Below are 22613 nucleotides of genomic sequence, written 5' to 3' on the forward strand. Positions count from 1 at the left end.
TACTTTAACCACTTTCCCTCTTATTTTCCCTCATGGACAGAAAGCTCGATGACTTCTTTGAATTAGGGCCTAAGAAACGAAATAACAACAAAAGTAATAATTCAGACAGCAAGAAATCCAGAAAGAAACTGAAATCAACGAACTTAGATGAATTTTTGCCAGAGGAGCACATAAACTTTTTCAAAAATTTAAGGATTGGATCAAAGAGAATAGCAAGAAAAAAGATCGAAGAAGTGTAGAATTTACTGTCATACAAAGAATATTACAAAAGATAGCACCAGAGAGAAAATAGCAACTGCATCACCAATCTCCAGGCTTAACAACTTGTCTTTCTTTGGTAGAATATCTTTTATCAGGAAAAATATTGCTATGCCTCCAATTATAAGGAGATCACTCACGCTTGGCTTACCTCCTAAAAGCAATCCAGTTAGTGTAACTAGGAGAGCCTGAATTGCCGATGGGAGTATGGAAGAACTCCTCGGCTCAACTCCATACCCCCTCCAAAGGTAGTAATTCAGCTTTGAGAAAGATGTTGCAGTTCCCAGGGATACTCCATATATGAACACTTTATCGATAATGTCCTTCCCAATCATCCCCTTTGCAACACCACCAATTGTGACGCCAAGCCCGGCTATGGCAAGGCTTAGTGTGGCTATTACTAATAAAAGGAGCGGTCTATCCCTACATCCGAGGAACTCTAACTCCTTCTTTTTTCGTACGTCCACTATAGACCCAACTCCAAGAAACAGGCCGGACTTAAAGAGAGCATGAGCCAAAGAATATATAGCAGCTCCAAAGATTGATGAATTTGAAACGGCCAGTAGAACGTACCCCATCTGGCTCACGGTATGATAGGCAAGCAATCTTTTTGCATTCCTCTGCATTATTGCCATTATAACTCCAAACACCATGGAAGATAGTGCGAATGCCTTGAGAAAAGACAAATCTCCCAAGGTAGAGATTAGCAACAGTCCATATATAGGAGCTTTTACTGAGATTCCTGAAAGAATCGCACTAATATGGGTTTCTGCCTTTGAGTGTGCATCAGGTAGCCATACATGGAAAGGAAATATTCCCGCCTTTACTATAAGAGCGAGAGCTGCTACCTTTATTGGAAGGGTGTTTTTAACTCCCTTACTTGCAGCTAGCTCAACATTAAGATACCCCGTTTCAAAATATATCATCCCCAGAGCTACTATTAGGAGATATGAAGCCACCATAGATAACATTAAATATTTGAACGCAGCTTTTCTACTTTCTTTATCCCTTGAGAGGGCTATTAAGCCAATTGAGGAAACAGTAGCAAGCTCCATAAAGACATAAAAGTTGAAGAAATCCTTTGAAATAAAGGCACCTATTAAACCCGAGTGCATAGTTAAAAGTAAGGAAAGCTCCTTCCAATTCGTTGCTTTGGTTATTAGATACAAAGAAGAAGCTCCGAATACAGAAAACTCTGCCAATAGAAAAACTGTTGAAACTTTATCAATCCCAACTTCAATTCCCAGGATTCTGGGATAACCTCCTACAACTCCCCCTTCTGCTTTGGGAAATATTATCATTGGAATAAAAACTCCCAAAAGATACAGGACTTTAATTTCAAGTGTCAAAGGAAGTCTAAACCTAGCTCTTAAGCTCCCTTCGATTTTTAGGGCTCCAACTATATATATTAACGCAGAGAATACCAAAGGAACTAAGGAGAGCAAAGATGCGTTCATTCTTCACTCCCTCCTATGAGAAGACCCAAAGCCAAACCAGTGACTGCCACATCAACTACTAAGGTAGTCAACATTAAAACGGCAGGTAGAGGATCAACGGGTCTAATAAAACCCTTGAGTGGAGGTTCACTCCCCATTAAGGAACCTGTCCTGATTAGGAATAGTACAACCCCCAGAGCCATTACATTAAGTGATAGCACCTGTTTTAGTCGGGACTTATTCACGATGATCCCTAGTAATCCAATTGCAATGAGAATTATCCCTATCATACTCAGTCCCTCTCCATAAACGCTGTAAGGGAATAAAATATCAGAGTAAATGCTGAACCCACCTTTATCCCTACAAAAATATTAAACGGTAGGGTTATGCTCTCGGATGGAAGAGGGGTAAGTATAATTGCTATCCCAAGAATTAACGATATTATAACTCCTGAAAATCCTTCAAGTCCGCTAACAAGTTTCTTCTTGAATCTTTTTCTCACCCTCTTGTACCCATGAGATGTTATTAGAAGGATTATAGCAACTCCAAGTATAACTCCAGCTTGAAATCCTCCTCCTGGAGAAACTGAACTATAGAGAATAAGGTAAGCTGCATATGTGACTAAAAATGGACTTATGAGCTTTGTAGTCGTTCTTGCAACTATGCTCATCCTCACCTCCTTCCCCTCCGCAAGGCTATGCTAAATCCCAATGCCGCTGCAAATAAGATGAAAGCTTCTCCAATGCTGTCATAAAGTCTCCATCCTGCGAGTATTTCTGTGACTAAATTCCCCATACTCCAGACAGATAGATACGCCCTATAAGTTTCTGATGAAATTCCCATACTGTTTGTCGCTAAGGCAAATAGAAGTGGTAATACTGTGAATCCTTTTAATAGAGAAAGCTCAACATTTTCGTTAAGTTTCTCATGGGCAAATATAAAAAGCCCTGTTATCAGAGCTCCAACCACAATTCCCGAAAGGGCAACGTCTGGAGCCTTATACATCAAGAGAAGAAGAACAAAGACAAGACCCACTAACCCATACAAAATAAGCGAAGCCAGAAAATCCTTGTGAAACACTACAAATAATGCCAGCCAGATGATCGTTATCTCAAGGATTATCCCAAGCATACATGTCCACCCTAACCTCTGGTTTTACTCCCATTTTATATGCTCCTCGAGCTATTGCATGGCTTATCATTGGATTTATCAGGGCAATGAGGACAAGAAGAAATAAGAGCTTAGCTTTTACAATATTTGGGACGTAATTCATAAGAATCAAACCAAAAACAATGCCCATTATTCCGCCAGTATCACACTTCGTTGCCGCGTGAAGCCTAGTATAGACGTCTGGAAATCTAATCACGCCTAATGATCCAAAAAACATTATCGAATATCCAAAAAATAAAGGGATTATCTCAATCACTTTTTCCCCTCCTTTCCATATATTTGGCAAGTATTAATCCACTTACGGAGTTTACCATTAAAAGGACTATAGCAGCGTCAATTAAGTACCATTCCCTCCACAGCACTGCCAATATTGCTATTATTCCAACTACCTTGGTCGTTACAGTATTAAGCCCAACTACCCTGTCAGCTAAGCTTGGTCCAACAATAACCCTGTAAGTTGCCATTAGAGCAGTTATTAACAGAACTCCTATGCCAGCTACCAGAATACTTTCTTGAGCCATTCTTCTATATCCCCCTTAATTATTTCCCCAGCTTTTTCAACGTTTAAAGTTTCAACGTCTATCCAATGAACATAGAGATATGTTCCGTCTAATTTTTTCACAACGTCCAAGGTTAGTGTTCCTGGAGTTAGGGTAATTGAGTTCGCCAGTATAGTAACCCCTGTATTGGAGTGAAGGTCTGTCTTTATCCTTATAATCCCCGGATTTATGTCCATTAATATAGCATGTTTAGCTACCTTTAAGTTACTCTCAAGCAGCCTGAAAGCCATTATTATTAAATACTGAGGGAGATAAATGAAAGCAAAATACAGAACCTTCCAAGCCAGATGTTTTGAGTGTCGAATATCATCAGTTAGAAAGTCTTTCATATATGTTGATATAATCCCAGTAGTTATCATTCCAAGAAGAAAACCCCTCAAACTAAAATCCCCTGATATGCCAAGCCAAAACACAAATAGAATAATCCAAGTTAGCACTATTCTCTCCCACACAGGTAATTTCTGTCTCTCATATATCTCATATAGGTACCTTTCTCTAACCTCTTCAAGCCTCTTCCTTAAATAGAGGTGAATCCTTGTCATTCAATAATCCTCCTCACTTCATCAACAAGTTTTGGAAGTATTACCCCAGCTTTCCCTCTTAAGAAGAAATCCGCTATCGGTGTTATTCCAGACTCTTGAACATTAATTTCAATTACAGTTCCATTGTTCTCCTTTACAATATATGGGATGTAGGCTGCTGGATATACTACTCCACTTGTTCCGACGACTATCACTACATCCGCTGTCTCGGCTAGCTTGAATGCTTTAGAGAGAACTTCTTCAGGAAGAGGTTCTCCAAACCAAACAACATCTGGTCTTAAATAGGCACCACATTTTGGACACCTTGGAATATCCTCTTGCAAGACTTCCTCTATTCTACCACTTTCTTTCAAGTACTCCTTATAATTACAGGATGTACATCTAACCCTGAAAATATTTCCATGTAATTCAAGTAAGTTTTTGGTGCCAGCTTCTCTATGAAGGTCATCAACATTCTGAGTTATAACAGCCTTCAAGATCCCCATTTTTTCCAACTCTACTAGCGAGTAATGAGCTGGATTTGGCTTTGCCTCGAGTATTTTCTTGATTCTCCACTTATAGAATTCCCAAACGAGCTTTGGATTTGTTCTAAAAGCTTCTGGAGTAGCAAGCTCCTCAGGTCGATATCTCTTCCATAGCCCATCTCTTCCTCTAAATGTTGGGACTCCACTCTCCGCACTTATCCCTGCACCAGTAAATGCTATGGCACTCTTGGAAGATGCAAGAACTCCAGCTACCTCGGCTATCATCGAATACTATCTAGACAATGGTCATTAAAAACTGTTTCTGATCTGCCCTCAACACTTTTATAACTTAACAATTGATGTGTTGAGGGAGGTTGAGGGATGCCATGCAACACGTCATAGCACTTCATCAAGTGTATGGGGAATTAATATTCAGAGGGCTTAAGTGGCATGAGATAAGGAGGAGCAGGGTGTTTGAAGAAGGAGACATTGTGTTCCTTTATATAGCGAGAGGTGACCTTTATACACTTAAGAAGACAATGAGAAGACTTGGGCTCACTGAAGAACAAACTTTGACAAAGAGAGGTACAATTGCTGGTGGATTTGAAGTGGGAGAAGTTATAAAAGCTGATTTTGAAACACTTTGGGAACTTACAAAGGATACTAGCGGATTAACATTTGTTCATGGAGAAAATGAGGGAAAGAAGTGGCTTAAGGGATATATAAATGAATATGGATATGCCTTTACAATAGAGAAGCCATTCTTATTTAAAGATCCTGTAACTAAAGAAGAACTTAAAGAAAAGTATGGCGTCCACGTTGAGGGAATAATACATCTTTCTTTAAGAACAAGGAGGCCTTGGGTAAAAGCTCTTCTTGAGGATCTTATGACAAGGGAATTTGAGTATATTTGACGTTTTGTTTGTTCTTGTCTTTCACTCTTCAGTAGTTTAGTCACTAACCTTTTCTCTGCCCTAAAGGGGAGGCTTTCAAAAGAAAAAAGTAATTATAAAAAGTAATTGTTTTGAAAATCCTGACATTCATACCTCACTAGGAGTGTCACATTACTAGTAGTATTTGGTTATAGTTCAAGAGCGTTTTAGTAAAATTTTTTAAGAAATACTTTCAGCATATGTGTTGATATGCCACTCAGAAGTAATATTACTGTACTTGATCAAATTTTAGGAGGAGGATTCGAGAAAGGACACAACATTGCCCTAGTTGGTGGTATTGATAATGACTATGTGTTACTTCTTCATCAACTAGTTATGTCATTTTTAAACCAGGGGCTAAAAGTCCTTCTGATAGAGTTCAGACAAGATGTTAGTACCCTAGTGAAATGGTTAGCCTCTTATGGAATTGACTACTCTAAGTATATTGAGAAAGGAAAATTAAAAATACTTGACGGTTTCTCAAACCTCTATTCCCCAACACATGTATCTGGAACAAACATCCTCCCAAATCCGATGGACTTAAGTATAACAACAGCTATAATCAGAGATAGCGTCGTTAAGGAAGCTTACGACTTTGTCGTTATTGACGACCTTAGTTCGCTGTATGCCCTTCAAACGGACCAGAAGGCATATGTGAGAATCATAGTCAGGTTAATAAACTCCATAAAAAGAATGGGAGCTTCCTCTCTTGTCGGCATAAATTCAGACGTTTTAACAATCCAGGATCTCTCTATGATGCTAATTCCATTTGAGTACCTCTTCGAAATAAAAGATAGTCAAATTAGAATAATTAGATCACTGAGGCCACTAATGATAAACCAGAGAACGATTCCATACCTTAGAACGAAAACTGGTATTATCCCGATGGAGGACGCGTTTAAGAACATAGAACATGTAAAAGGGGCACTAGTACTTGATAAGAATGGAGTCCTCTTAATGGGAAATGTTAGAGTTCAGATAATCGAAGAATACTCAGAATCAGCCCTCATTGAGTTTATATACAACTTCCTTGGCCCCGAAAAAGGAAGGGAGTTCCTATATAACTGGGGAAAATATGAAGTAGGAAGGCTACAGATAGAGAGAAGCTTATTTGAAGGACTTTCTCAAGAAGAGGCTATGAAAAAGATCTTAGAAGACTCTTTTGAATTTACAAAAGCTACCGGAGGGGGAGAGCTTAAGATAGTGGAAATAACAAAGGATAGAGTTGTCATAGAGGGAAAGAATCTATTTCCCGGTTTGAGAAGTTTTCCTTATCCAGTTCACATGAATTATGCCGGAGCATTTGCTGGGCTATTAGAAAAGATCACTGGAAAAACGTGGAAAGGAGAAGAAATCCAATGTGAAGGGCAAGGACATAGAAAATGTGTATTTCTACTTAGGGTAGCTACCTAAATGAAGCCTCAAATGGGACTTCCAGCGTTCCAAAAATTGAATTTGCATATAACCCTCCCCTGATTGTCCAGTTTACTTTAGTTGTTTCATTTTCTATCAATATTCTCACGAACTCCGTTGGAATGTTCGAATAGTAAATTGTAAAGTTTATTGGTATTGTAATATACTTTCCGGCTTCCAAAGTTATGGTCTTGTTTACTGAGAACTCTCCAATATATACATCTCCAGCATATATATCCATTCTTACCCCATCCATCTTGACGGTCTTTTTTGTGGGATTGTGAATTTGAATAGTGAGAACAACATCAGCACTATCAGTTCTCATTTCCTTTACATAGACATCAAGTATTTTAACCTGACAGTCATTTAAGGGTCCTAGAGCAATATACCTAAATATAAAGTACCCGAGATTGAAGAGAGGCACCGAAATCAAAAGTAATATGAGTATTGTAACGCTACGCCTCATGATGTTCCACCTTTAACTTTAATCCTGTGTGCTCTTGTTTAATTCTTTCAACGATGTTTATTATGCCGTCCGTCACCTCTTTCAGTTTATTTGCAAGCTCTTCCAGTTCTTTCACAACCTCCTCAAACGTCTTTTCCATAACTTCAATTTCTTCCATTGCGAGAGCAAGCTTTTCTTCCTCTTCTTTCCTATACACTTCAATTGATAATGAATTTAAATCCCATTTTATTTTTCCATCTTCAATCTCAAAATCCACAGTCACTCTGATAACGTCCTCTTTTTTCACATTTAGCTCTTGGAGTTTTTCAAAAATAAGCTTATTGATTTCTGCACTCGCTCTCACAACCTCTTCTGGATCAACTTTTCCTCTCGTTGCTGCAAATAGTACTCGCCTAACTTTATTTGCATATCCACTCGCCCTCACGAATCCTGTCATAAGTCTTGGCATAAAGCTCACCGTATTATTTTTAGTCTTTTGAGATATAAATCCTTGTTGGTGTTCTAAGATGAATATCCTCATATTTGGCCCACCTGGCAGTGGTAAGTCAACACAAGCAAGGAGAATAATAGAGAGGTACTCCTTAACCTATATAGCCTCCGGAGATATCATAAGAGCCGAAATTCAGGCAAGAACTCCTCTAGGAATTGAAATGGAATCTTATCTCTCTAAAGGGGACTTAATTCCAGATACAATCGTTAATACCCTTATAATATCAAAACTAAGAAGGGTAAGGGAGAATTTCATCATGGATGGCTATCCAAGAACTCCAGAACAAGTGATAGCCTTAGAGAACTATCTCTACGATCATGGGATAAAAATAGACGTTGCCATTGACATATACATAAGCAGAGAAGAGAGCATAAGAAGAATATCGGGTAGGAGAATTTGTAAGAAATGTGGGGCTGTGTATCATGTAGAATTCAATCCCCCTAAAGTTCCTGGAAAGTGTGATATATGTGGAGGAGAGTTAATCCAGAGAGAAGATGATAGACCAGAAATAGTCGGAAAAAGATATGATATCTATGTTAAAAATATGGAACCAATCATAAAGTTCTATCAGAAGCAGGGAATATATGTGAGAATAGACGGGCACGGGACAATAAATGAGGTTTGGGAAAGGATAAGACCTCTCTTAGATTACATTTATAACCAAGAAAAACGGCGATGATTTGACTCCGGAAAATCTGAGTGATGATGAAGTCCAGCCCGAATGAGCCGAGGTGATTTTATGTTCCGGTTTGAGATAAAGGCTAGAGACGCAGCAGGTAGAATAGGAAAGCTAGAAGTCAATGGTAAGAAAATAGAAACCCCTGCAATAATGCCAGTCGTTAATCCAAAGCAACTGATAGTAGAACCAAAGGAGTTAGAGAAGATGGGTTTCGACATAATAATCACAAACTCATACATAATATACAAGGATAAAGAACTCAGAGAGAAGGCCATTGAAATGGGAATACATAAACTATTAGATTACAACGGGATTATAGAGGTGGATTCTGGCTCATTTCAGCTAATGAGGTACGGAAACGTAGATGTTTCTAACAAAGAGATAGTCGAGTTTCAGCATAAAATTGGGGTTGATATAGGAACATTCCTAGACATTCCAACCCCTCCCGATGCCCCCAGGGAGAAGGCCGAAAAAGACCTAAAAATAACCCTAGAGAGGGCTAAGGAAGCAGAGGAAATAAAGGAGATTCCAATGAACGCAACAATTCAAGGCTCAACATACACTGACCTAAGAAGAAAAGCTGCCAGAATATTAAGTGGGATGAACTTTGAAATTCACCCGATAGGGGCAGTAGTTCCTCTTCTAGAATCATATAGGTTTAAGGAACTAGTTGATATCGTCATCTCTTCCAAAGTTGGACTGAGACCAGATAGGCCCGTTCATCTTTTTGGAGCAGGTCACCCAATAATTTTCGCACTAGCAGTTGCGATGGGGGTAGATTTATTCGACTCAGCGAGCTATGCATTGTATGCAAAGGATGACAGATACATGACCCCTAACGGAACCAAGAGGCTTGAGGAGCTTGAGTACTTTCCTTGCTCTTGTCCAGTTTGCTCAAGGTATACCCCTCAGGAACTTAGAGAAATGCCAAAAGAAGAGCGAGCCAGACTTTTGGCTATCCACAATCTCTGGGTGATCAAGGAGGAAATTAATAGAATTAAGCAGGCAATTAGAGAGGGAGAGCTTTGGAGACTAGTTGATGAAAGAGCTAGAGCTCATCCTAAGCTCTATGCAGCCTATAAAAGGCTATTAGATCATTATTCCTATCTCGAAGAGTTTGAACCCATAACAAAGAAATCTGCATTTTTTAAGATAAGTGAAGAAAGCCTAAAGTGGCCTATAGTAAGGAGGGCACAAGAAAGGGCACGGAGAGTGAAGGAGAAGTTCCCTGAGACAATTAAGCATCCAATATTTGGAGACATACCGAGATACCTAAGTCTTACTTATCCATTTGCCCAAAGTGAGGGGGAGGAAGACTTTCCAATAGAAAAGCCCACAAATGAAAATGCCCACCTTTACATCCAAGCCATAGCTGAATATCAGTTTGGGAAGGGCTCTAGCGAGGCATTTAAGGATGTTAAAGTTGAGATATCAAAGACAGGAATGCCAAGGCAGGTGAAAGTGAATGGAAAAAGAGTAGCCACTGTAAGAGCAGAAGATGGACTTTTAACACTTGGAATTGAGGGAGCAAAGAGGTTACACCAAGTACTTCCATATCCTAGAATGAGAGTTGTCGTCAATGACGAAGCTGAACCCTTTGTAAGAAAGGGGAAGGATGTATTTGCTAAATTTGTGACATTCGCTGATCCCAACATAAGGCCATACGATGAAGTTCTCGTTGTAAACGAAAATGATGAGCTTTTAGGAACTGGACAAGCCTTGCTTTCTGGAAGAGAAATGATAGTTTTTCAAGTTGGAAGAGCAGTAAAAGTTAGGAAGGGTGTTGGAAAATGAACCGCAACTGTTTTATCTCCCTGGACTTAGACATCGAGGGGTGAACCGTTATGGATCTCAACATTGCTGGGATAACTGGAGATGTTGGTGTTGGCGCAGTTGTTGGTTTTATAGTCGGATACGCCTTAAAGAAATTAATGAAAATAGTTATAGCCCTTATAGGAGCATACGTGTTGAGCTTATTCTGGCTTCAGCAAAAAGGTGTCATCACAATAAACACTGACGCTCTCTTCAACTTAACAAAACAGGCGACTACAGCAACACTAAGCTTGGCAGATAAAGTCATGGGAATACTTCCAGGAAGTGCAGCCTTTGTAGCAGGCTTCTATTTGGGGTTCAAGAAGGGTTAAATTAGTGATATACCCTTCATTTCCGCTCTTTTTTGTATTCCAAAGAACTCCAATATAGTTGGGGCAATATCATAAAGGGTAGCTTCGTCCCTCTTAACATCCAACCCCCATATTATCAGGGGTACCCTCAAAACCTTCTCGTTCAGAGAGCCATGCATACCCTTAACCCAATAGCTTTTACCCTTTATACCCCTGCATTCTCTATGATGGCAGAACCAGTAGCCTTCCTTAGCTGAAACTATTAGATCGCCACTTACAGGAGCATTCAAATGAGGTAAATCCTCCCTAAAAAACACGGCCTTTACTCCTGGTGCTCTTCTTAATAAAAGGTATGCATCTTCGCTCTCATTAGGATCTTTTAAATAAACATGAACGCCTCCACCAGAGGAGATCCTCAGAACTTCAATTCCATGAGACTTTAGGTATTCCCTGAGGTTAACCCATGTGTGAACTTCCTCCTGTCCATGATCTGCAAATATTATGAAGGCATATTCCCTTTTTAACCTCTCCCAAAGAGTTCTAATTGCTGAATCGACAGTTTCAACAGCTTTTAGGGCCCCCTTGCTTTCTGGTCCATGATCATGTTGCATTCCATCAACAGATGCAAAGTGAATGAGAAGCAAATCTGGCTTACACTCTTCATACAGATATAGAGCAGAGTTCAGAACCCAAATATCCTTCTTCCAATCCCTACCATGCTTCCTATAAAGCTCGTCTCCAGAGAAAAAGGGAGGAAATATTCTAACATCAACATTGCTGAATGGTGGCATCGTATATCCCGAGACGCTCGCTATTCTAACTCCCTTCTGTCTTAATAAGTCCTGAATCAATGGTGCTTTTATCACCCTATGCGGGTTAAATGCAACTTCATACTCGTAAAACTTAACTCTCACTCCACTAAGCCTATCATAATACCCGTTCTCAACAACCCAGTGAATTCTTGGCTCCACACCAGTCATGACTGTTGTATGAACTAAATCCGTAAGAGTGGGAAATATTGAATCAACAACAAAATAGTGTCCTTCCTCCGCGAGTTCACTCAAGAAGGGCATATGCTTAAGATTGTAAACCCCATTTCCATCGATGCTAATCAGAGCCAGCTTCATGTTTCCACCTCAGCCGGTAGGTGGCTCATCACTCTTCAGCCGGGAGTAGCTCATCATCGACAGGAAAGAATATATTGGGCTACTCTATAAACTTAACCGATGGGGGCAAGGGAGGCATTACCGAAATACTTTGCAATTTTAGAGGGAGAAGATATACCAAACTTCTTCATTACTCGGAGAATAAAGCTTAATTTTAATGAAAACTTAGACTTAGCAGATCTATGGAACATCCATGATGAAGGAATGGATAAGCTTAGAGAGAATGATCTTGACGGAAGTGGGCATAAAAATTTGCTTGATCTAAAGGCTGTAATAGCAGATAAAATTCTCGAGAACTGCCATCTTTGTGAGATAAGATGCGGGATAAATAGGAAGAAAAGTATAGGATACTGCAGAGTTAAGGAAAGCCTCATTGCAAGTGATTTCCTCCACTATGGAGAAGAACCAGAGCTCGTACCATCATACACAGTATTTTTCTCAGGATGCAATTTCAGATGTGTGTTTTGCCAGAATTGGGATATAAGTCAATTTAGAGTGGGAGTAGAGATTATTCCAGAATATATGGCTCTCAAAATTGAACGTGCATATAGATTCGGAGCAAAAAATGTTAATTTTGTTGGAGGAGAGCCCACACCTAACTTACCCTTTATCCTACAAACGCTTAGACATGTAAATGTTCCAATCCCAGTTATCTGGAACTCAAACATGTATATGAGCACTGAAGCAATGAAACTCTTGGATGGAGTTGTTGATATCTACCTTGGGGACTTCAAGTATGGAAATAACGAATGCGCCAGAAAATACTCAAAAATTCCAAGATATTGGGAAGTTGTGACTAGAAACTTTCTTCTGGCAAAAAACCATTATAGGGCCGAATTTCTGATCAGGCATCTTGTTATGCCGAACCATTTGAAATGTTGCACAAGACCAGTACTCAGATGGATTGCAGAGAATCTTGGAAAAGACGTTAGGATTAATGTAATGTTCCAATACCGACCAGAATACAAGGCAATGGAATACCCAGAGATAAGCAGAATGCTGACATTGGAAGAGATGGAAGAAGCTGAAAAAATTGTAAAGAATATGGGATTTAAAAATGCTTTGGTGGGTTAAAATGCTAAGAAACGTCACAAAAGGGAAGATTTGGAAAGGAGAAGTAAAGTTTGCCGATACATTTGTAAAAAGATTTCTCGGTCTAATGTTCAGGAAACCAAAGTATGCTCTAATCTTTATTCTACCGACGGAGACAAGAATCAATGCTTCAATTCATGGCTTTTTTATGAGGGAATCAATCGATGTTATATTTTTAAACTCTTCTAAGGCTGTAGTAGACTTTACAGTGCTAAAGCCTTGGAGGATTTACATCCCCAAGAGTCCCTCAAAATACGTAATAGAAGGACCTAGAGGGCTCAAAGAAGACCTTGACATTCAAATTGGAGATATAATTGAATGGTAGATAATTATGTAATTACTTAATTACCTTTTTAATTAGCGAAAATCACACCTTTTATATTTGTATATCAAACCAAATAGTTTAAAAATTTGAATCATCCATGCTAAGGTGATGGAAAGGATTAGATGGGCTGAGAGGGAGTATAGTGACGAAGAAATATATGAGATTTTAGATCCGTTGGTTAGAGCGTGGTTTAAGAGAAAGTTTAAATCGTTTACACCTCCTCAAAAGTATGCAGTCGTTGAAATCCATAAAGGGGAAAATGTTCTCATTTCTTCACCAACAGGATCTGGAAAAACTCTCTCGGCATTTTTATCAATAATAAGCGAGCTAATTTCACTAGGAAGAAAGGGGAAGTTGGAAGATAAAATATACTGCATCTACATATCCCCACTCAGAGCACTCAATAACGACATAAGGAGAAATCTAGAAGAACCACTTGAGGAGATCAAGAAACTTGCTAAGGAAACTGGAGAGGAATTGCCAGAGATAAGAGTTGCAGTAAGAACAAGCGATACCAGTAGCTATGAAAAAAGCAAAATGATAAAAAAGCCTCCCCATATTTTAATCACAACGCCAGAAAGTCTTGCAATAGCTCTAAATGCACCAAAGTTTAGAGAAAAGCTAAGAGACGTCAGTTGGGTCATCGTTGACGAAGTTCACGCACTTGCTGAAAACAAGAGAGGATCCCATCTGGCTCTGACTTTAGAGAGGCTTAGAGAACTAACAGGAAGAGAGTTCGTAAGGATTGGACTAAGCGCCACAATCCATCCACTGGAAGAAGTTGCGAAGTTTGTATTCGGATTTGATGAAGAAGGAAAACCAAGGCCAGGTGTTATTGTCGATGTCAGCTTTGCTAAAAAGACAAAAATAACAGTTGAAAGCGTCGTTGAAGATTTAATATACACACCAGCAAATGTCCTAAGTGAGGCTCTCTACAGGAGGATAGGGGAGCTAGTTCGCAACAGAAAGACAACACTAATATTTACAAATACAAGGAGCGGTGCTGAGAGGGTAGCGTATCACCTTAAGAAAATGTTCCCGGAGTGGGAGGATAAGATAGAGACACATCACTCATCGTTATCCAGGGAGGTTAGACTTGAGGTCGAAGAAAGGCTGAAGAAGGGAGAACTAAAGATAATAGTCAGCTCAACAAGTCTAGAGCTCGGGATTGATATAGGAAGCATAGATTTAGTGATCTTAATAGGTTCTCCAAAAAGTGTCAATAGGGCCCTACAGAGAATTGGAAGAGCAGGACACAGACTACACGAGGTAAGTGAAGGTGTAATTCTTGCCCTAGACAGAGATGATCTCGTTGAAGTCACAGTTCTTGCTCATAATGCAAGAAATAGGAAACTTGACAGGGTAAAGATACCAAAAAACCCGCTAGATGTTTTAGTTCAGCATGTTTTGGGAATGGCTTTGGAGAGGGTTTGGGATGTAAAAGAGGCTTATAAGGTGGTTAGAAGGGCGTACCCTTTCAGAGATTTGCCATTTGAAGACTTTATGAACGTGCTTAGATATCTTGCCGGCGAATATGTGGGGTTAGAGGAGAGAAAGGTGTATGCAAAAATATGGCTTGAAGAGGGTAAATTTGGTAAGAGAGGAAAAATGACAAGAGCAATTTATTATATGAACACAGGAACAATACCAGATGAAGCCAAAATTGACGTGTTCACAGTTGACAAAAAGTATATTGGCACTGTAGAAGAAGAGTTCGCAGAGCATTTAATGCCAGGAGATATTTTCGTCCTTGCAGGGAGAACATATGAATTTGTAAAGAGCAGAGGAAACAGAATATATGTAATTCCAAGAGAAGGGGCCAAGCCAACGATTCCCTCCTGGTTCTCAGAAATGTTGCCATTAAGTTTTGATTTAGCACTTGATATCCAAAAGTTCAGGGGAGAGTTAAAGAAAATTCTCAATAGCAAGAGAGCAAAGAGATTTTTGATGCAAAAATACGGAATCGACGAAATAACGGTAAAGGCAATAATTTCATATTTTAGAGAGCAGGAGAAATACTCAACTATTCCAGATGATGAAACTGTCCTCGTTGAAATAGTTAGAGAAGGAAACACAGTAAAATACTTCTTCCACACCCTTATTGGAAGGAGAGCTAACGATGCCCTAAGTAGGGCTTTTGCATACCTTATAAGTAGAAAAAAACGGTGTAACGTAGGGGTCGCGATTACTGACAATGGCTTTATGCTCAAAGTTCCTTCCGATAAAGCCTTAACGAAAGAGGATATACTGGAACTTTTCAACATCGAAAACTTTAGAGAAACTTTAAGAAATGCTCTAGACAACACGGAGCTCCTTAAGAGGAGATTTAGACATGTAGCAAATAGGGGGCTACTTGTCTTAAGAAGATACATGGGAAGGGAGAAAAGCCTAAGCAAACAGCAAATGAACGCCCAAACTCTGTTGAATTTCCTGAAAAGGAATTATCCCGACTTTCCACTTTTAAAAGAAGTGTACAGGGAGATAATGGAGGATAAGATGGATGTTGAAAGTGCAGAACTATTCCTCTCATGGGTCAGAGAAGGTAAGGTTAAGATAATCATTGAAGAACATAGCTATCCAAGCCCATTCGCATTCAATCTCGAAGTCGTTGGAGCGAGTGACGTAGTTTTGATGGAAGACAGAAGAGAGCTTATAAAGGAACTACACAGAAAGATCATGGCAATAATAAAGGCAACGTAACCTTCTCACCTTAAAAAGGGTTTCCAGCACGCAAAATGTTATGAAAAAGTGTCCCCTCCCCGACCGCCCCCCGTTCACTTCTCGCGGGGGTGTGAGAGGGGAGGGGCGTTGATATAGTTGGCATTTGAATTTTAAAACCTATCTGCCAAACAACCTCTCATGTTCCCTCTTTATACATCTGTGAGCAACAGCGATTAAACCTGCATCTTTAGCTTTTCTAAATGCTTCTCTATTGTAGGTGTTGAATTGAAACCAGACAACTTTGGCCCCTTTCTTTATTGCCTGCTCAACGTACTCCATAGTGAGCTCCGGCCTGACAAACAAATCTACGATCTCAACATCATCCGGAATATCGAGCACACTTGGATAGCACTTTCTCCCAAGAACTTCATTATATTTTGGGTTTACAGGATAGACTTCATACCCATGCTCTAGAAGATACCTCATAACGTCATTTGAATCTCTTTCGGGTTTTGGAGAGGCACCAACAAGTGCTATCTTCTTATATTTGGTTAGGATTTCCCTAATATCATCGTCACTTAACCTATCAACGGGCATTATCCTTACCATTTGGCAACACCCTTTTCTACTCTACTTTGATCCTTAAGAAGCTTTAACATATCCGATTATTAGATACTGTATTAGTTTCGAAACGTTCATTAGAATCAAGAATATGAGAAGTAAAACAGCAGTTGCAGTCCAAAATGAAGACCTTTTTATAAAGCTTAACATTGAGTACAAGAGAAACGCTGTGATTAAAGCCATTATGAGATGTATACCTTCTTCCGCCTTTTTACTATAGATAAGTCTCCAAAGCCCACGTGCATCTTTAACCCAATAAACTTCTCCAATATAAGCACAATCCTCGGACAATAGTATTTTTCCTTCGCATTTAATGAGACATAATTCCTTTCTGAACTCCAGAAAAGGTTCTATCTTGAGGTAAATATCATATTCATCCCCACTTATTTGAACATAGCTTCCCTTGACTAATTCCCCACAAGGCTCATTTATATCTAGTACTTTTACAAGGTATTTCCCCCTAAACATCATTCCAGACACCTTTGACTGGGAATCCTCCCTGGAAACTTCCAGGAATAGGTGTTAGAAGTGACTTTTCTAGCTTAATTTCAACATTGTTGATGTTCTTAAGAACAGGATAAATTGATTCATAAAAATCTTTCATCCATTTTCCGTCTCTCCTCGCTATTATATGGTATCCTCCTTTCGTTTCGGAAATCCAAACGACTGGAACCGAATATTTCCTCAATTGTTCAGTTATATATTCAATTAGGGAATTATCCTTCGAGTCAACATCAATTAAGAAGTAGGGCTTTCTGCTAGGAGATTTTTGCAAGTTAGAAAGCATTATCCTACAAAATCCTTTAAATTTAGAGCTATCATTTTCAAATGCTAAGATTCTTATAAACTTCTCAATCGTCTTGACTACTCCTTTCTTGATATCTTTGGGGATTATATCAACGTATATTGCCATTGCACTCTTTGGAATACATTTGCCACCTCTGCTCGTATAAGCACAATCTTGTGGGATTAACCTAAGGACAGCACTGTAGAATTCTTCAAAGGAGCTCTCTTTCACTACTTCATAATCAAGTAGTTCATAGTTTGAGGGCAATTCCTTAAACCATTTTCTTCTGGAGATAAGGAAGAGAGTATATACCTCATTTTCCCCTAAAGATTGCACCACCCTCTCAAAGAACTTTTTCATGATATCAGTATCATATATCATGGAAGAACTTACGAGAAAACTAATTTAAGGGCTTCGGTGAATCAAAACTGGTGAAGCTAATGGAAATCAAGTATAAACCTGAAGAGCTTACAAAGCTTCCAAGAAGCGTGGACTATAAAAACGGAAAGGTTTACATGATTGACCAGAGGTTACTCCCCAAGGAATTTAAGATAGTGGAATTCACGAAAGTAGAGGACGTAGCTACGGCAATAAAAAATATGACAGTAAGAGGAGCCCCAGCTATTGGAGCTGCGGCTGCATTTGGATTAGCTCTTTATGCAGAGACAACGAAGGCAAAGACAAAGGAAGAATTCTTTGAAGGATTTGAAAAAGCTTATGAAACCCTAAAAAACACAAGACCAACAGCCGTCAACCTGTTTTGGGCACTGAATAGGATTAAAAAACTCGTAGAAGAAAACAGGGAAAGCAGCTTGGAAGAGATAAAAAAGCTGATCGTTGAGGAAGCGAAGAAAATAGCAAATGAAGATGTTGAAGCAAATCTAAGAATGGGCCATTATGGAGCTGAAGTTCTCCCTGAAGGTAACTTACTTACACACTGCAATGCGGGAAGTCTAGCTACAGTACATTTAGGAACTGTAGGAGCTGTAGTAAGAGTTATGCATAAGGAGGGAATCCTCAAATTGCTTTGGTTAGACGAAACTAGACCAGTTCTCCAAGGTGCTAGGCTTTCTGCATGGGAGTACAGTTATGATGGATTGAATGTGAAGCTAATTGCCGATAACGCGGCAGCATTTGTTATGCAACAAGGCATGGTTGATGCAATTATAGTAGGGGCAGACAGAATAGTTGCCAATGGAGACTTTGCGAACAAAATAGGCACATATATGCTTGCAGTTTTGGCAAAGGAACATGGTATACCCTTCTTTACTGTTGCCCCGCTATCAACTATAGACATGAATTTGAAGAGCGGAAGAGAGATACCAATTGAAGAAAGATCTCCCGAGGAAGTTCTCACATGTGGGGGCTGTAGGATAGCTCCAGATGTGCCGGTATACAATCCAGCATTTGATGTCACTCCTCATAGATATTTGACCGGGATAATCACTGATAGAGGGATTGTTTGGCCTCCATTTAAAAGGAATCTCAAAAAATTGTTCTCCTCTCTTTAATTTGAAATTTTTACAATATTTTCAAGCTAATTTTGGAAAAATTTTAAATTTTTTGATAATAACAAAATTACTAGATGATCCCCATGGAAACATTCAAGATAGTTCCAAGTGACGGAGCAGTTGTGTCAATAATTTACGATACATACTCCTCAGGGTGGCAACTGTTCTTTGGTGCGATAGCTGAGCTACTAGAGCAAGGGAAATTTGTTGTCTTGTCAAACTATAATCAGCCATTACGTACACTTTTCAAATTAGCATCGGCGGTAGGAATTGACATTGAAGAAGAGCTGAAAAACGATAATATGGCTATAATAGATGTTTTTGGTTCAAAATATGAGACCTACTTTGATATCCCCAACGTCTATTACCTTCAAGGAGTTGTGGATGTTGACACTATAAATCCGAAAATTCTCCTAATATTTGAGAAACTTGAGCCTAAATTTAAGAAAAGAGGATTAGTTAGGGCAATATATGCCCTTGAAGGAGCAACGTTCATGTTTGGGGAGGAAGAGACCCTTAAGCTCCTCAATGCCGACTTAGCTCACAAATCAAGATACCATCCAGACACGATTTTCATGTTTCTAATGAACAGTGATATACTTTCTAGAAAGTTTATAGCATGGGTCTCCGAGGTCAGCGACTATGTAATAGTAACAAAATCAAAACTTGAGCCTGATGGAATTATTGAAAGACTATATGTAGTTAGAAGCCCTGATGAAGGCTTTAGGCCATTAGCCTTTAAGCTCCACATTTCAGACGAGTTAACAAAGGAAAGAATCAAGATAGAAAAAATAATCTAGAATATCCTCATTTCTAAACGTAAATTTTTCTATGTGAAACTTCATAAGGTATAAAATAAAGGTTAAAGAGGCTCAGCCACGGAATTTTGGTCTCTGGCTCAAGAGTAAAGGTAGAGGCCTTGGCTTGTAAGGGAAGCCCTCTGTTTTTGCTTTTATCTCTTTTACTAGCTCTTCAATTCTTGTTTCATACTGTTTTCCATCCTCCCTTCTTCTTACCGTTATTGTCCCTGTTTCTTTTTCCTTTGCTCCTACGACAACAATATAGGGTATCCACTCCTTCTCAGCTCTTCTAATCTTCTTGCTTAGTCTCTCGTCCTCGTCATCAACATCAACTCTTATCTTGGCACCTTCAAGCTTCCCAGCGACATATAGGGCGTAGTCAAGGAACTCTTCACTAACTGGAATAACCCTAACCTGGATTGGGCTCAGCCAAAGTGGGAACATTGGCTTCTTTCCTTCCTGCATAAGCTTTGCCTGCTTTTCAAGGATGGCATACATTACTCTCTCAATAGCTCCACTTGGAGAGCAGTGAAGAATTAGTGGATATTTTTCCTCACCGTTTTCGTCGTAGTAAGTTATTCCAAATCTTTCAGCATTTTCAACATCAATCTGAACAGTGCTCAAAGCGGCAGCTTTGTCAAGGTTGTCAACGAAGTTGAACTCAAACTTTAATATGAAGTAGAAGAACCTCTGCTTCCACATCTCGATTAGAACTGGTTTTCCAATTAGCTTTACTAGCTCTATTATGAAGTCTTTGTGTTCTTTCCAAAAGTCCTCTGTAAATCTTATAGCGACCTCATAGTCTTCTGGATTCAGGCCAACACCTGCAAGGACTTCCATACTGAGTTTGAACTGTTTTTTGAATTCATCTTTTGCCTGCTCTATATCTTTTGCTAGGGTGTGCATATCGGGCATTGTGAATGCCCTTAATCTTCTAAGCCCTGATAATTCTCCCCTCTTCTCTCTTCTAAATGAGTACCTCGTCAGTTCATACATTCTAAGGGGCAAGTTCCTGTAACTTATTATGGCATCTTTCTTTATCATGAACTGGCCAAAACATGCCGCAAACCTAAGGAAGTATCTTTTATCACCGCTTAGGACTATGTACTGTCTAGCTGGGAATCTGTTGAGATACTTCTCGAGAGCAGGATGCTCGAAGTCATACATAATAGGTGTTTCAACCTCCATTGCTCCGTATTCTATAACTTTCTCGGTAACGTACTGCTCAAGGAGGGACTTTATGAGTCTTCCCTTTGGATAGTATCTCAGGTTTCCAGGATCACTTCCGGGCTCATAGTCCACTAACTCATGCTCAAGCATTAGTCTAACGTGAGGAGGTTCCTTGTCAGCTATTCTGTTCTTTGCTATCTCATAATTTACGAACTTCTTTAAGTTTTCATAACCTGTAAAGTCGAACTTGTCAACCTCAATCAGCTCTCCTTCTGGAGTTAAAATATACCAGTAGCTAATGAGCTCTGTCTCTTCTTTCTTCAGAGCCTCGGGAACTTCTTCTTCCCTGGCTGCCTCTGGGACTATGGTTCTGCTGAGCTCTGCTAAGGGATGGCCCTTACAGCTTATCTTAAAAGCTTTGTAGTAACCGAAGGGTGCTCTCCCAACGTTGTATCCTTTTTCCTTTATCTTTTCATAAATCTTCTTTAGAACATCCAATGCAACTGAAGGCTTTGCAAGTTCGCTACTTAAATGAGCGAATGGGTAAATGAATATGTTCTCGGCTTTAACTTGTTCAGCAACATTAGTTATTTCATCAACCGCCTTTTCAACGACTTCATCTGGATTCTTTTCATCTACTTTCTCAACGCTTATAAATGCTACAAGAACTTCTTCCATCCTTCCTTTTTTCATATCCTCAGTTATTGGCTCGGGATTCTTGAGGGCCTTGTCCTTAACTTCGTACTCAATATAGTCGCTGTGTATTAGGAGAACCCTCATGCTATCACCTCATTAGACTTCTAAAGCTTCTGCTTATAAGGTCTTTTATAAGGATAAGGTTTTTAAATAATCTCCTGTAAGAGCTCTTAGCTTTCATTTCGAATTCTGGAGGTGAGAGCATGAAGGCCCCGATCTGTGAGGTTTGTCTTAAAACAGATGGCATTCTCTGTCCTGCTGATGAAAAAAAGCTTGAACAGGGAATTATTACTGAACTAGACGTTAAAATATCAAGGATGCTTTACAAATTGCTTGGAGATGCAGATGTTGAGTTCAAGAAGGCAGTTGAGGCTGGAGACCTTGTAGTTCTCATAGTGGGAGAAGGGGATGTGCCATTAGTAATAGGCAAGGGAGGAAAGAACATAAAGTTCCTTACTAGGGAACTTGGAAAGAGGGTGAGGGTAATAGAAGGGAGAGATATTAAGGGAACAGACGACGTAAAGAAATTAGCAATGGATCTACTTTACCCAGCAGGAGTATTTGGTGTGAACGTAGTTTACAAGCCTGAGGGTGGCCAGTATTACAAGATTCTCGTGTTCAGCAGGGATAAGAATAAGTTGCCTGAGAAGGCAGAAGTCCTTGAGAGCATACTCTCTCAGATTACTGGTGTTGAGACAAAAATCTTTTTCATCTGATTTTTATACCCTTTTGTTGGTGTACAATGATTAGGGTAGTAATAAAGCCCAACAAGGGATTTGGGAAGATTAAAGCTGAAATTAGTAAAGACCTTTATTCTGAAATCCTAAGTATATCTGAAAAATTTGGAGTTTCTCCTGAAGAAATAATTATCCTTGCACTCAAAGGTAACTTTAAAAAACCGGAAAATGTCGATCTAGAAAAGCTTGAGAAAGAAGTGCAGAACCTCGAAAAAAAGGTTTGGGAGCTAGAAAAAAGATATGCTCCCTTGAAATTCAAAGCGTACAACTTATTTGAAGAAAACAAACTGCTTGCAATAGAGCTTTCAGGATTGATAGCAGAGAATGTCCAGCTGAGAAGATTCTTAAGAAAGAAGGTTGAAGTGAACAAAGAGCTTAGGAAAATAGTGAACTACTACCTAGGATTGGGGGCGGATGATGAGTAACTCCTGCTGAATATGATGTTGATCCCTATGAGCGCTGACGCTCTCCACCCGAAATTCTCATATTCTAGTGTAATTAAAACTCTAATGGG

The 22613-nt window shown here is 39.4% G+C and carries 28 protein-coding genes; 13 read left to right on the forward strand and 15 right to left on the reverse strand.

The window, feature by feature from the left end; translation table 11 throughout:
• Positions 1-32 precede the first annotated feature (32 nt).
• A complete protein-coding gene (locus PY04_RS06040) occupies positions 33-239 on the forward strand; it encodes a PCNA-inhibitor (protein ID WP_014734254.1) in 207 nt (68 codons plus the stop codon).
• A 9-nt stretch (positions 240-248) separates the two neighbouring features.
• Here the strand turns inward: PY04_RS06040 and PY04_RS06045 are convergent, their stop codons facing one another.
• Genes PY04_RS06045 through cobB form a run of 8 tightly spaced genes read right to left on the reverse strand, consistent with a single transcriptional unit; the run spans position 249 to position 4715 of the window.
• Complete coding sequence (locus PY04_RS06045; RefSeq protein ID WP_014734255.1) at positions 249-1715, reverse strand: proton-conducting transporter membrane subunit; 1467 nt, start codon at positions 1713-1715, stop codon at positions 249-251.
• Positions 1712-1984, reverse strand: coding sequence for an NADH-quinone oxidoreductase subunit K (locus tag PY04_RS06050; RefSeq protein WP_014734256.1), 273 nt, complete (start codon positions 1982-1984; stop codon positions 1712-1714). The genes PY04_RS06045 and PY04_RS06050 overlap by 4 nt, the downstream gene beginning before the upstream one ends.
• 2 nt (positions 1985-1986) lie before the next feature.
• Positions 1987-2370 carry an MnhB domain-containing protein gene (locus PY04_RS06055; RefSeq protein ID WP_048056049.1) on the reverse strand — a complete coding sequence of 128 codons (384 nt, stop codon included), beginning with the start codon at positions 2368-2370 and terminating at the stop codon, positions 1987-1989.
• Positions 2367-2825 (reverse strand): hydrogenase subunit MbhD domain-containing protein, encoded by a 459-nt coding sequence (locus PY04_RS06060; RefSeq protein ID WP_014734258.1) that lies wholly within the window; start codon positions 2823-2825, stop codon positions 2367-2369. Before PY04_RS06060 ends, PY04_RS06055 begins: the two co-directional genes overlap by 4 nt.
• On the reverse strand, positions 2806-3120 hold the full coding sequence (gene mnhG / locus PY04_RS06065) for a monovalent cation/H(+) antiporter subunit G (protein ID WP_048056050.1): 315 nt from the start codon (positions 3118-3120) through the stop codon (positions 2806-2808). The genes PY04_RS06060 and mnhG overlap by 20 nt, the downstream gene beginning before the upstream one ends.
• Positions 3113-3385, reverse strand: coding sequence for a monovalent cation/H+ antiporter complex subunit F (locus tag PY04_RS06070; protein WP_014734260.1), 273 nt, complete (start codon positions 3383-3385; stop codon positions 3113-3115). The genes mnhG and PY04_RS06070 overlap by 8 nt, the downstream gene beginning before the upstream one ends.
• Positions 3361-3966 carry a monovalent cation/H+ antiporter subunit E gene (locus PY04_RS06075; protein ID WP_014734261.1) on the reverse strand — a complete coding sequence of 202 codons (606 nt, stop codon included), beginning with the start codon at positions 3964-3966 and terminating at the stop codon, positions 3361-3363. Before PY04_RS06075 ends, PY04_RS06070 begins: the two co-directional genes overlap by 25 nt.
• On the reverse strand, positions 3963-4715 hold the full coding sequence (gene cobB, locus PY04_RS06080; RefSeq protein WP_014734262.1) for an NAD-dependent protein deacetylase: 753 nt from the start codon (positions 4713-4715) through the stop codon (positions 3963-3965). The genes PY04_RS06075 and cobB overlap by 4 nt, the downstream gene beginning before the upstream one ends.
• Before the next feature lie 101 nt (positions 4716-4816).
• Between cobB and PY04_RS06085 the strand changes: the two genes are divergently transcribed.
• Positions 4817-5344, forward strand: a complete 528-nt coding sequence (locus PY04_RS06085; protein ID WP_014734263.1) for an ASCH domain-containing protein — start codon at positions 4817-4819, stop codon at positions 5342-5344.
• Between the two features lie 228 nt (positions 5345-5572).
• The gene (locus PY04_RS06090; RefSeq protein WP_014734264.1) at positions 5573-6775 is read left to right on the forward strand and encodes a V4R domain-containing protein; all 1203 of its coding nucleotides are present in this window, start codon (positions 5573-5575) and stop codon (positions 6773-6775) included.
• Here the strand turns inward: PY04_RS06090 and PY04_RS06095 are convergent.
• Both PY04_RS06095 and PY04_RS06100 read right to left on the reverse strand, forming a co-directional pair.
• Positions 6768-7241, reverse strand: coding sequence for an LEA type 2 family protein (locus tag PY04_RS06095; RefSeq protein WP_014734265.1), 474 nt, complete (start codon positions 7239-7241; stop codon positions 6768-6770). The genes PY04_RS06090 and PY04_RS06095 overlap by 8 nt on opposite strands.
• Entirely contained in the window at positions 7231-7689 is a 459-nt protein-coding gene (locus PY04_RS06100; protein ID WP_014734266.1) for a single- stranded DNA-binding family protein, read from the reverse strand. The genes PY04_RS06095 and PY04_RS06100 overlap by 11 nt, the downstream gene beginning before the upstream one ends.
• Positions 7690-7747: 58 nt before the next feature.
• On the opposite strand from PY04_RS06100, the gene PY04_RS06105 reads away from it, so the two are divergent.
• From PY04_RS06105 to PY04_RS06115, 3 genes are read left to right on the forward strand one after another with little or no spacing between them, the layout of a single operon-like run.
• Positions 7748-8410 carry an adenylate kinase gene (locus PY04_RS06105; protein WP_014734267.1) on the forward strand — a complete coding sequence of 221 codons (663 nt, stop codon included), beginning with the start codon at positions 7748-7750 and terminating at the stop codon, positions 8408-8410.
• A 42-nt stretch (positions 8411-8452) separates the two neighbouring features.
• On the forward strand, positions 8453-10204 hold the full coding sequence (gene tgtA / locus PY04_RS06110; protein WP_048056051.1) for a tRNA guanosine(15) transglycosylase TgtA: 1752 nt from the start codon (positions 8453-8455) through the stop codon (positions 10202-10204).
• Positions 10205-10254: 50 nt separating this feature from the next.
• A complete protein-coding gene (locus PY04_RS06115) occupies positions 10255-10554 on the forward strand; it encodes an FUN14 domain-containing protein (RefSeq protein WP_014734269.1) in 300 nt (99 codons plus the stop codon).
• Here the strand turns inward: PY04_RS06115 and PY04_RS06120 are convergent.
• Positions 10551-11660 carry an alkaline phosphatase family protein gene (locus PY04_RS06120; RefSeq protein WP_014734270.1) on the reverse strand — a complete coding sequence of 370 codons (1110 nt, stop codon included), beginning with the start codon at positions 11658-11660 and terminating at the stop codon, positions 10551-10553. The two genes, PY04_RS06115 and PY04_RS06120, sit on opposite strands and share 4 nt — an antisense overlap.
• Before the next feature lie 99 nt (positions 11661-11759).
• On the opposite strand from PY04_RS06120, the gene PY04_RS06125 reads away from it, so the two are divergent.
• The 3 genes from PY04_RS06125 (at position 11760) to PY04_RS06135 (ending at position 15816) form a co-directional block, all read left to right on the forward strand.
• A complete protein-coding gene (locus PY04_RS06125) occupies positions 11760-12773 on the forward strand; it encodes a radical SAM protein (protein WP_014734271.1) in 1014 nt (337 codons plus the stop codon).
• Between the two features lies 1 nt (position 12774).
• On the forward strand, positions 12775-13116 hold the full coding sequence (locus PY04_RS06130) for a DUF192 domain-containing protein (RefSeq protein ID WP_014734272.1): 342 nt from the start codon (positions 12775-12777) through the stop codon (positions 13114-13116).
• Between the two features lie 108 nt (positions 13117-13224).
• Complete coding sequence (locus PY04_RS06135; RefSeq protein ID WP_014734273.1) at positions 13225-15816, forward strand: ATP-dependent helicase; 2592 nt, start codon at positions 13225-13227, stop codon at positions 15814-15816.
• Positions 15817-15954: 138 nt separating this feature from the next.
• On the opposite strand, the gene PY04_RS06140 is transcribed toward PY04_RS06135, so the two are convergent.
• The 3 genes from PY04_RS06140 to PY04_RS06150 are packed head-to-tail and all read right to left on the reverse strand — an operon-like array spanning position 15955 to position 17566.
• Positions 15955-16386: a CoA-binding protein gene (locus PY04_RS06140; RefSeq protein ID WP_014734274.1), complete on the reverse strand. Its 432-nt coding sequence runs from the start codon at positions 16384-16386 to the stop codon at positions 15955-15957.
• 33 nt (positions 16387-16419) lie between these two features.
• Positions 16420-16869, reverse strand: coding sequence for a hypothetical protein (locus tag PY04_RS06145; protein ID WP_014734275.1), 450 nt, complete (start codon positions 16867-16869; stop codon positions 16420-16422).
• Positions 16859-17566 (reverse strand): hypothetical protein, encoded by a 708-nt coding sequence (locus PY04_RS06150; RefSeq protein WP_048056052.1) that lies wholly within the window; start codon positions 17564-17566, stop codon positions 16859-16861. Before PY04_RS06150 ends, PY04_RS06145 begins: the two co-directional genes overlap by 11 nt.
• A gap of 59 nt (positions 17567-17625) precedes the next feature.
• Between PY04_RS06150 and mtnA the strand changes: the two genes are divergently transcribed.
• Positions 17626-18696, forward strand: a complete 1071-nt coding sequence (gene mtnA, locus PY04_RS06155) for an S-methyl-5-thioribose-1-phosphate isomerase (protein ID WP_014734277.1) — start codon at positions 17626-17628, stop codon at positions 18694-18696.
• A 74-nt stretch (positions 18697-18770) separates the two neighbouring features.
• Positions 18771-19496, forward strand: a complete 726-nt coding sequence (locus tag PY04_RS06160; RefSeq protein ID WP_148266020.1) for a hypothetical protein — start codon at positions 18771-18773, stop codon at positions 19494-19496.
• A 72-nt stretch (positions 19497-19568) separates the two neighbouring features.
• Here the strand turns inward: PY04_RS06160 and PY04_RS06165 are convergent, their stop codons facing one another.
• A complete protein-coding gene (locus PY04_RS06165; RefSeq protein WP_014734279.1) occupies positions 19569-21446 on the reverse strand; it encodes a threonine--tRNA ligase in 1878 nt (625 codons plus the stop codon).
• 119 nt (positions 21447-21565) lie between these two features.
• Between PY04_RS06165 and PY04_RS06170 the strand changes: the two genes are divergently transcribed.
• Both PY04_RS06170 and PY04_RS06175 read left to right on the forward strand, forming a co-directional pair.
• The gene (locus tag PY04_RS06170) at positions 21566-22078 is read left to right on the forward strand and encodes a KH domain-containing protein (protein ID WP_014734280.1); all 513 of its coding nucleotides are present in this window, start codon (positions 21566-21568) and stop codon (positions 22076-22078) included.
• A 26-nt stretch (positions 22079-22104) separates the two neighbouring features.
• Positions 22105-22524 (forward strand): hypothetical protein, encoded by a 420-nt coding sequence (locus PY04_RS06175; protein WP_014734281.1) that lies wholly within the window; start codon positions 22105-22107, stop codon positions 22522-22524.
• Positions 22525-22613 lie beyond the last annotated feature (89 nt).

Source organism: Pyrococcus sp. ST04, assembly GCF_000263735.1.
Lineage (GTDB): Archaea > Methanobacteriota_B > Thermococci > Thermococcales > Thermococcaceae > Pyrococcus.

Bases quoted from the DNA above. Each gene is read 5' to 3' on its own strand.
- PY04_RS06040 (WP_014734254.1), top strand. From the start codon at position 33: ATGGACAGAAAGCTCGATGACTTCTTTGAATTAGGGCCTAAGAAACGA.
- PY04_RS06045 (WP_014734255.1), bottom strand. From the start codon at position 1,715: ATGAACGCATCTTTGCTCTCCTTAGTTCCTTTGGTATTCTCTGCGTTA.
- PY04_RS06050 (WP_014734256.1), bottom strand. From the start codon at position 1,984: ATGATAGGGATAATTCTCATTGCAATTGGATTACTAGGGATCATCGTG.
- PY04_RS06060 (WP_014734258.1), bottom strand. From the start codon at position 2,825: ATGCTTGGGATAATCCTTGAGATAACGATCATCTGGCTGGCATTATTT.
- PY04_RS06070 (WP_014734260.1), bottom strand. From the start codon at position 3,385: ATGGCTCAAGAAAGTATTCTGGTAGCTGGCATAGGAGTTCTGTTAATA.
- PY04_RS06075 (WP_014734261.1), bottom strand. From the start codon at position 3,966: ATGACAAGGATTCACCTCTATTTAAGGAAGAGGCTTGAAGAGGTTAGA.
- cobB (WP_014734262.1), bottom strand. From the start codon at position 4,715: ATGATAGCCGAGGTAGCTGGAGTTCTTGCATCTTCCAAGAGTGCCATA.
- PY04_RS06085 (WP_014734263.1), top strand. From the start codon at position 4,817: ATGCAACACGTCATAGCACTTCATCAAGTGTATGGGGAATTAATATTC.
- PY04_RS06090 (WP_014734264.1), top strand. From the start codon at position 5,573: ATGCCACTCAGAAGTAATATTACTGTACTTGATCAAATTTTAGGAGGA.
- PY04_RS06095 (WP_014734265.1), bottom strand. From the start codon at position 7,241: ATGAGGCGTAGCGTTACAATACTCATATTACTTTTGATTTCGGTGCCT.
- PY04_RS06100 (WP_014734266.1), bottom strand. From the start codon at position 7,689: ATGCCAAGACTTATGACAGGATTCGTGAGGGCGAGTGGATATGCAAAT.
- PY04_RS06105 (WP_014734267.1), top strand. From the start codon at position 7,748: ATGAATATCCTCATATTTGGCCCACCTGGCAGTGGTAAGTCAACACAA.
- tgtA (WP_048056051.1), top strand. From the start codon at position 8,453: ATGAGCCGAGGTGATTTTATGTTCCGGTTTGAGATAAAGGCTAGAGAC.
- PY04_RS06115 (WP_014734269.1), top strand. From the start codon at position 10,255: ATGGATCTCAACATTGCTGGGATAACTGGAGATGTTGGTGTTGGCGCA.
- PY04_RS06120 (WP_014734270.1), bottom strand. From the start codon at position 11,660: ATGAAGCTGGCTCTGATTAGCATCGATGGAAATGGGGTTTACAATCTT.
- PY04_RS06125 (WP_014734271.1), top strand. From the start codon at position 11,760: ATGGGGGCAAGGGAGGCATTACCGAAATACTTTGCAATTTTAGAGGGA.
- PY04_RS06130 (WP_014734272.1), top strand. From the start codon at position 12,775: ATGCTAAGAAACGTCACAAAAGGGAAGATTTGGAAAGGAGAAGTAAAG.
- PY04_RS06135 (WP_014734273.1), top strand. From the start codon at position 13,225: ATGGAAAGGATTAGATGGGCTGAGAGGGAGTATAGTGACGAAGAAATA.
- PY04_RS06140 (WP_014734274.1), bottom strand. From the start codon at position 16,386: ATGGTAAGGATAATGCCCGTTGATAGGTTAAGTGACGATGATATTAGG.
- PY04_RS06145 (WP_014734275.1), bottom strand. From the start codon at position 16,869: ATGATGTTTAGGGGGAAATACCTTGTAAAAGTACTAGATATAAATGAG.
- PY04_RS06150 (WP_048056052.1), bottom strand. From the start codon at position 17,566: ATGATATATGATACTGATATCATGAAAAAGTTCTTTGAGAGGGTGGTG.
- mtnA (WP_014734277.1), top strand. From the start codon at position 17,626: ATGGAAATCAAGTATAAACCTGAAGAGCTTACAAAGCTTCCAAGAAGC.
- PY04_RS06160 (WP_148266020.1), top strand. From the start codon at position 18,771: ATGATCCCCATGGAAACATTCAAGATAGTTCCAAGTGACGGAGCAGTT.
- PY04_RS06165 (WP_014734279.1), bottom strand. From the start codon at position 21,446: ATGAGGGTTCTCCTAATACACAGCGACTATATTGAGTACGAAGTTAAG.
- PY04_RS06170 (WP_014734280.1), top strand. From the start codon at position 21,566: ATGAAGGCCCCGATCTGTGAGGTTTGTCTTAAAACAGATGGCATTCTC.
- PY04_RS06175 (WP_014734281.1), top strand. From the start codon at position 22,105: ATGATTAGGGTAGTAATAAAGCCCAACAAGGGATTTGGGAAGATTAAA.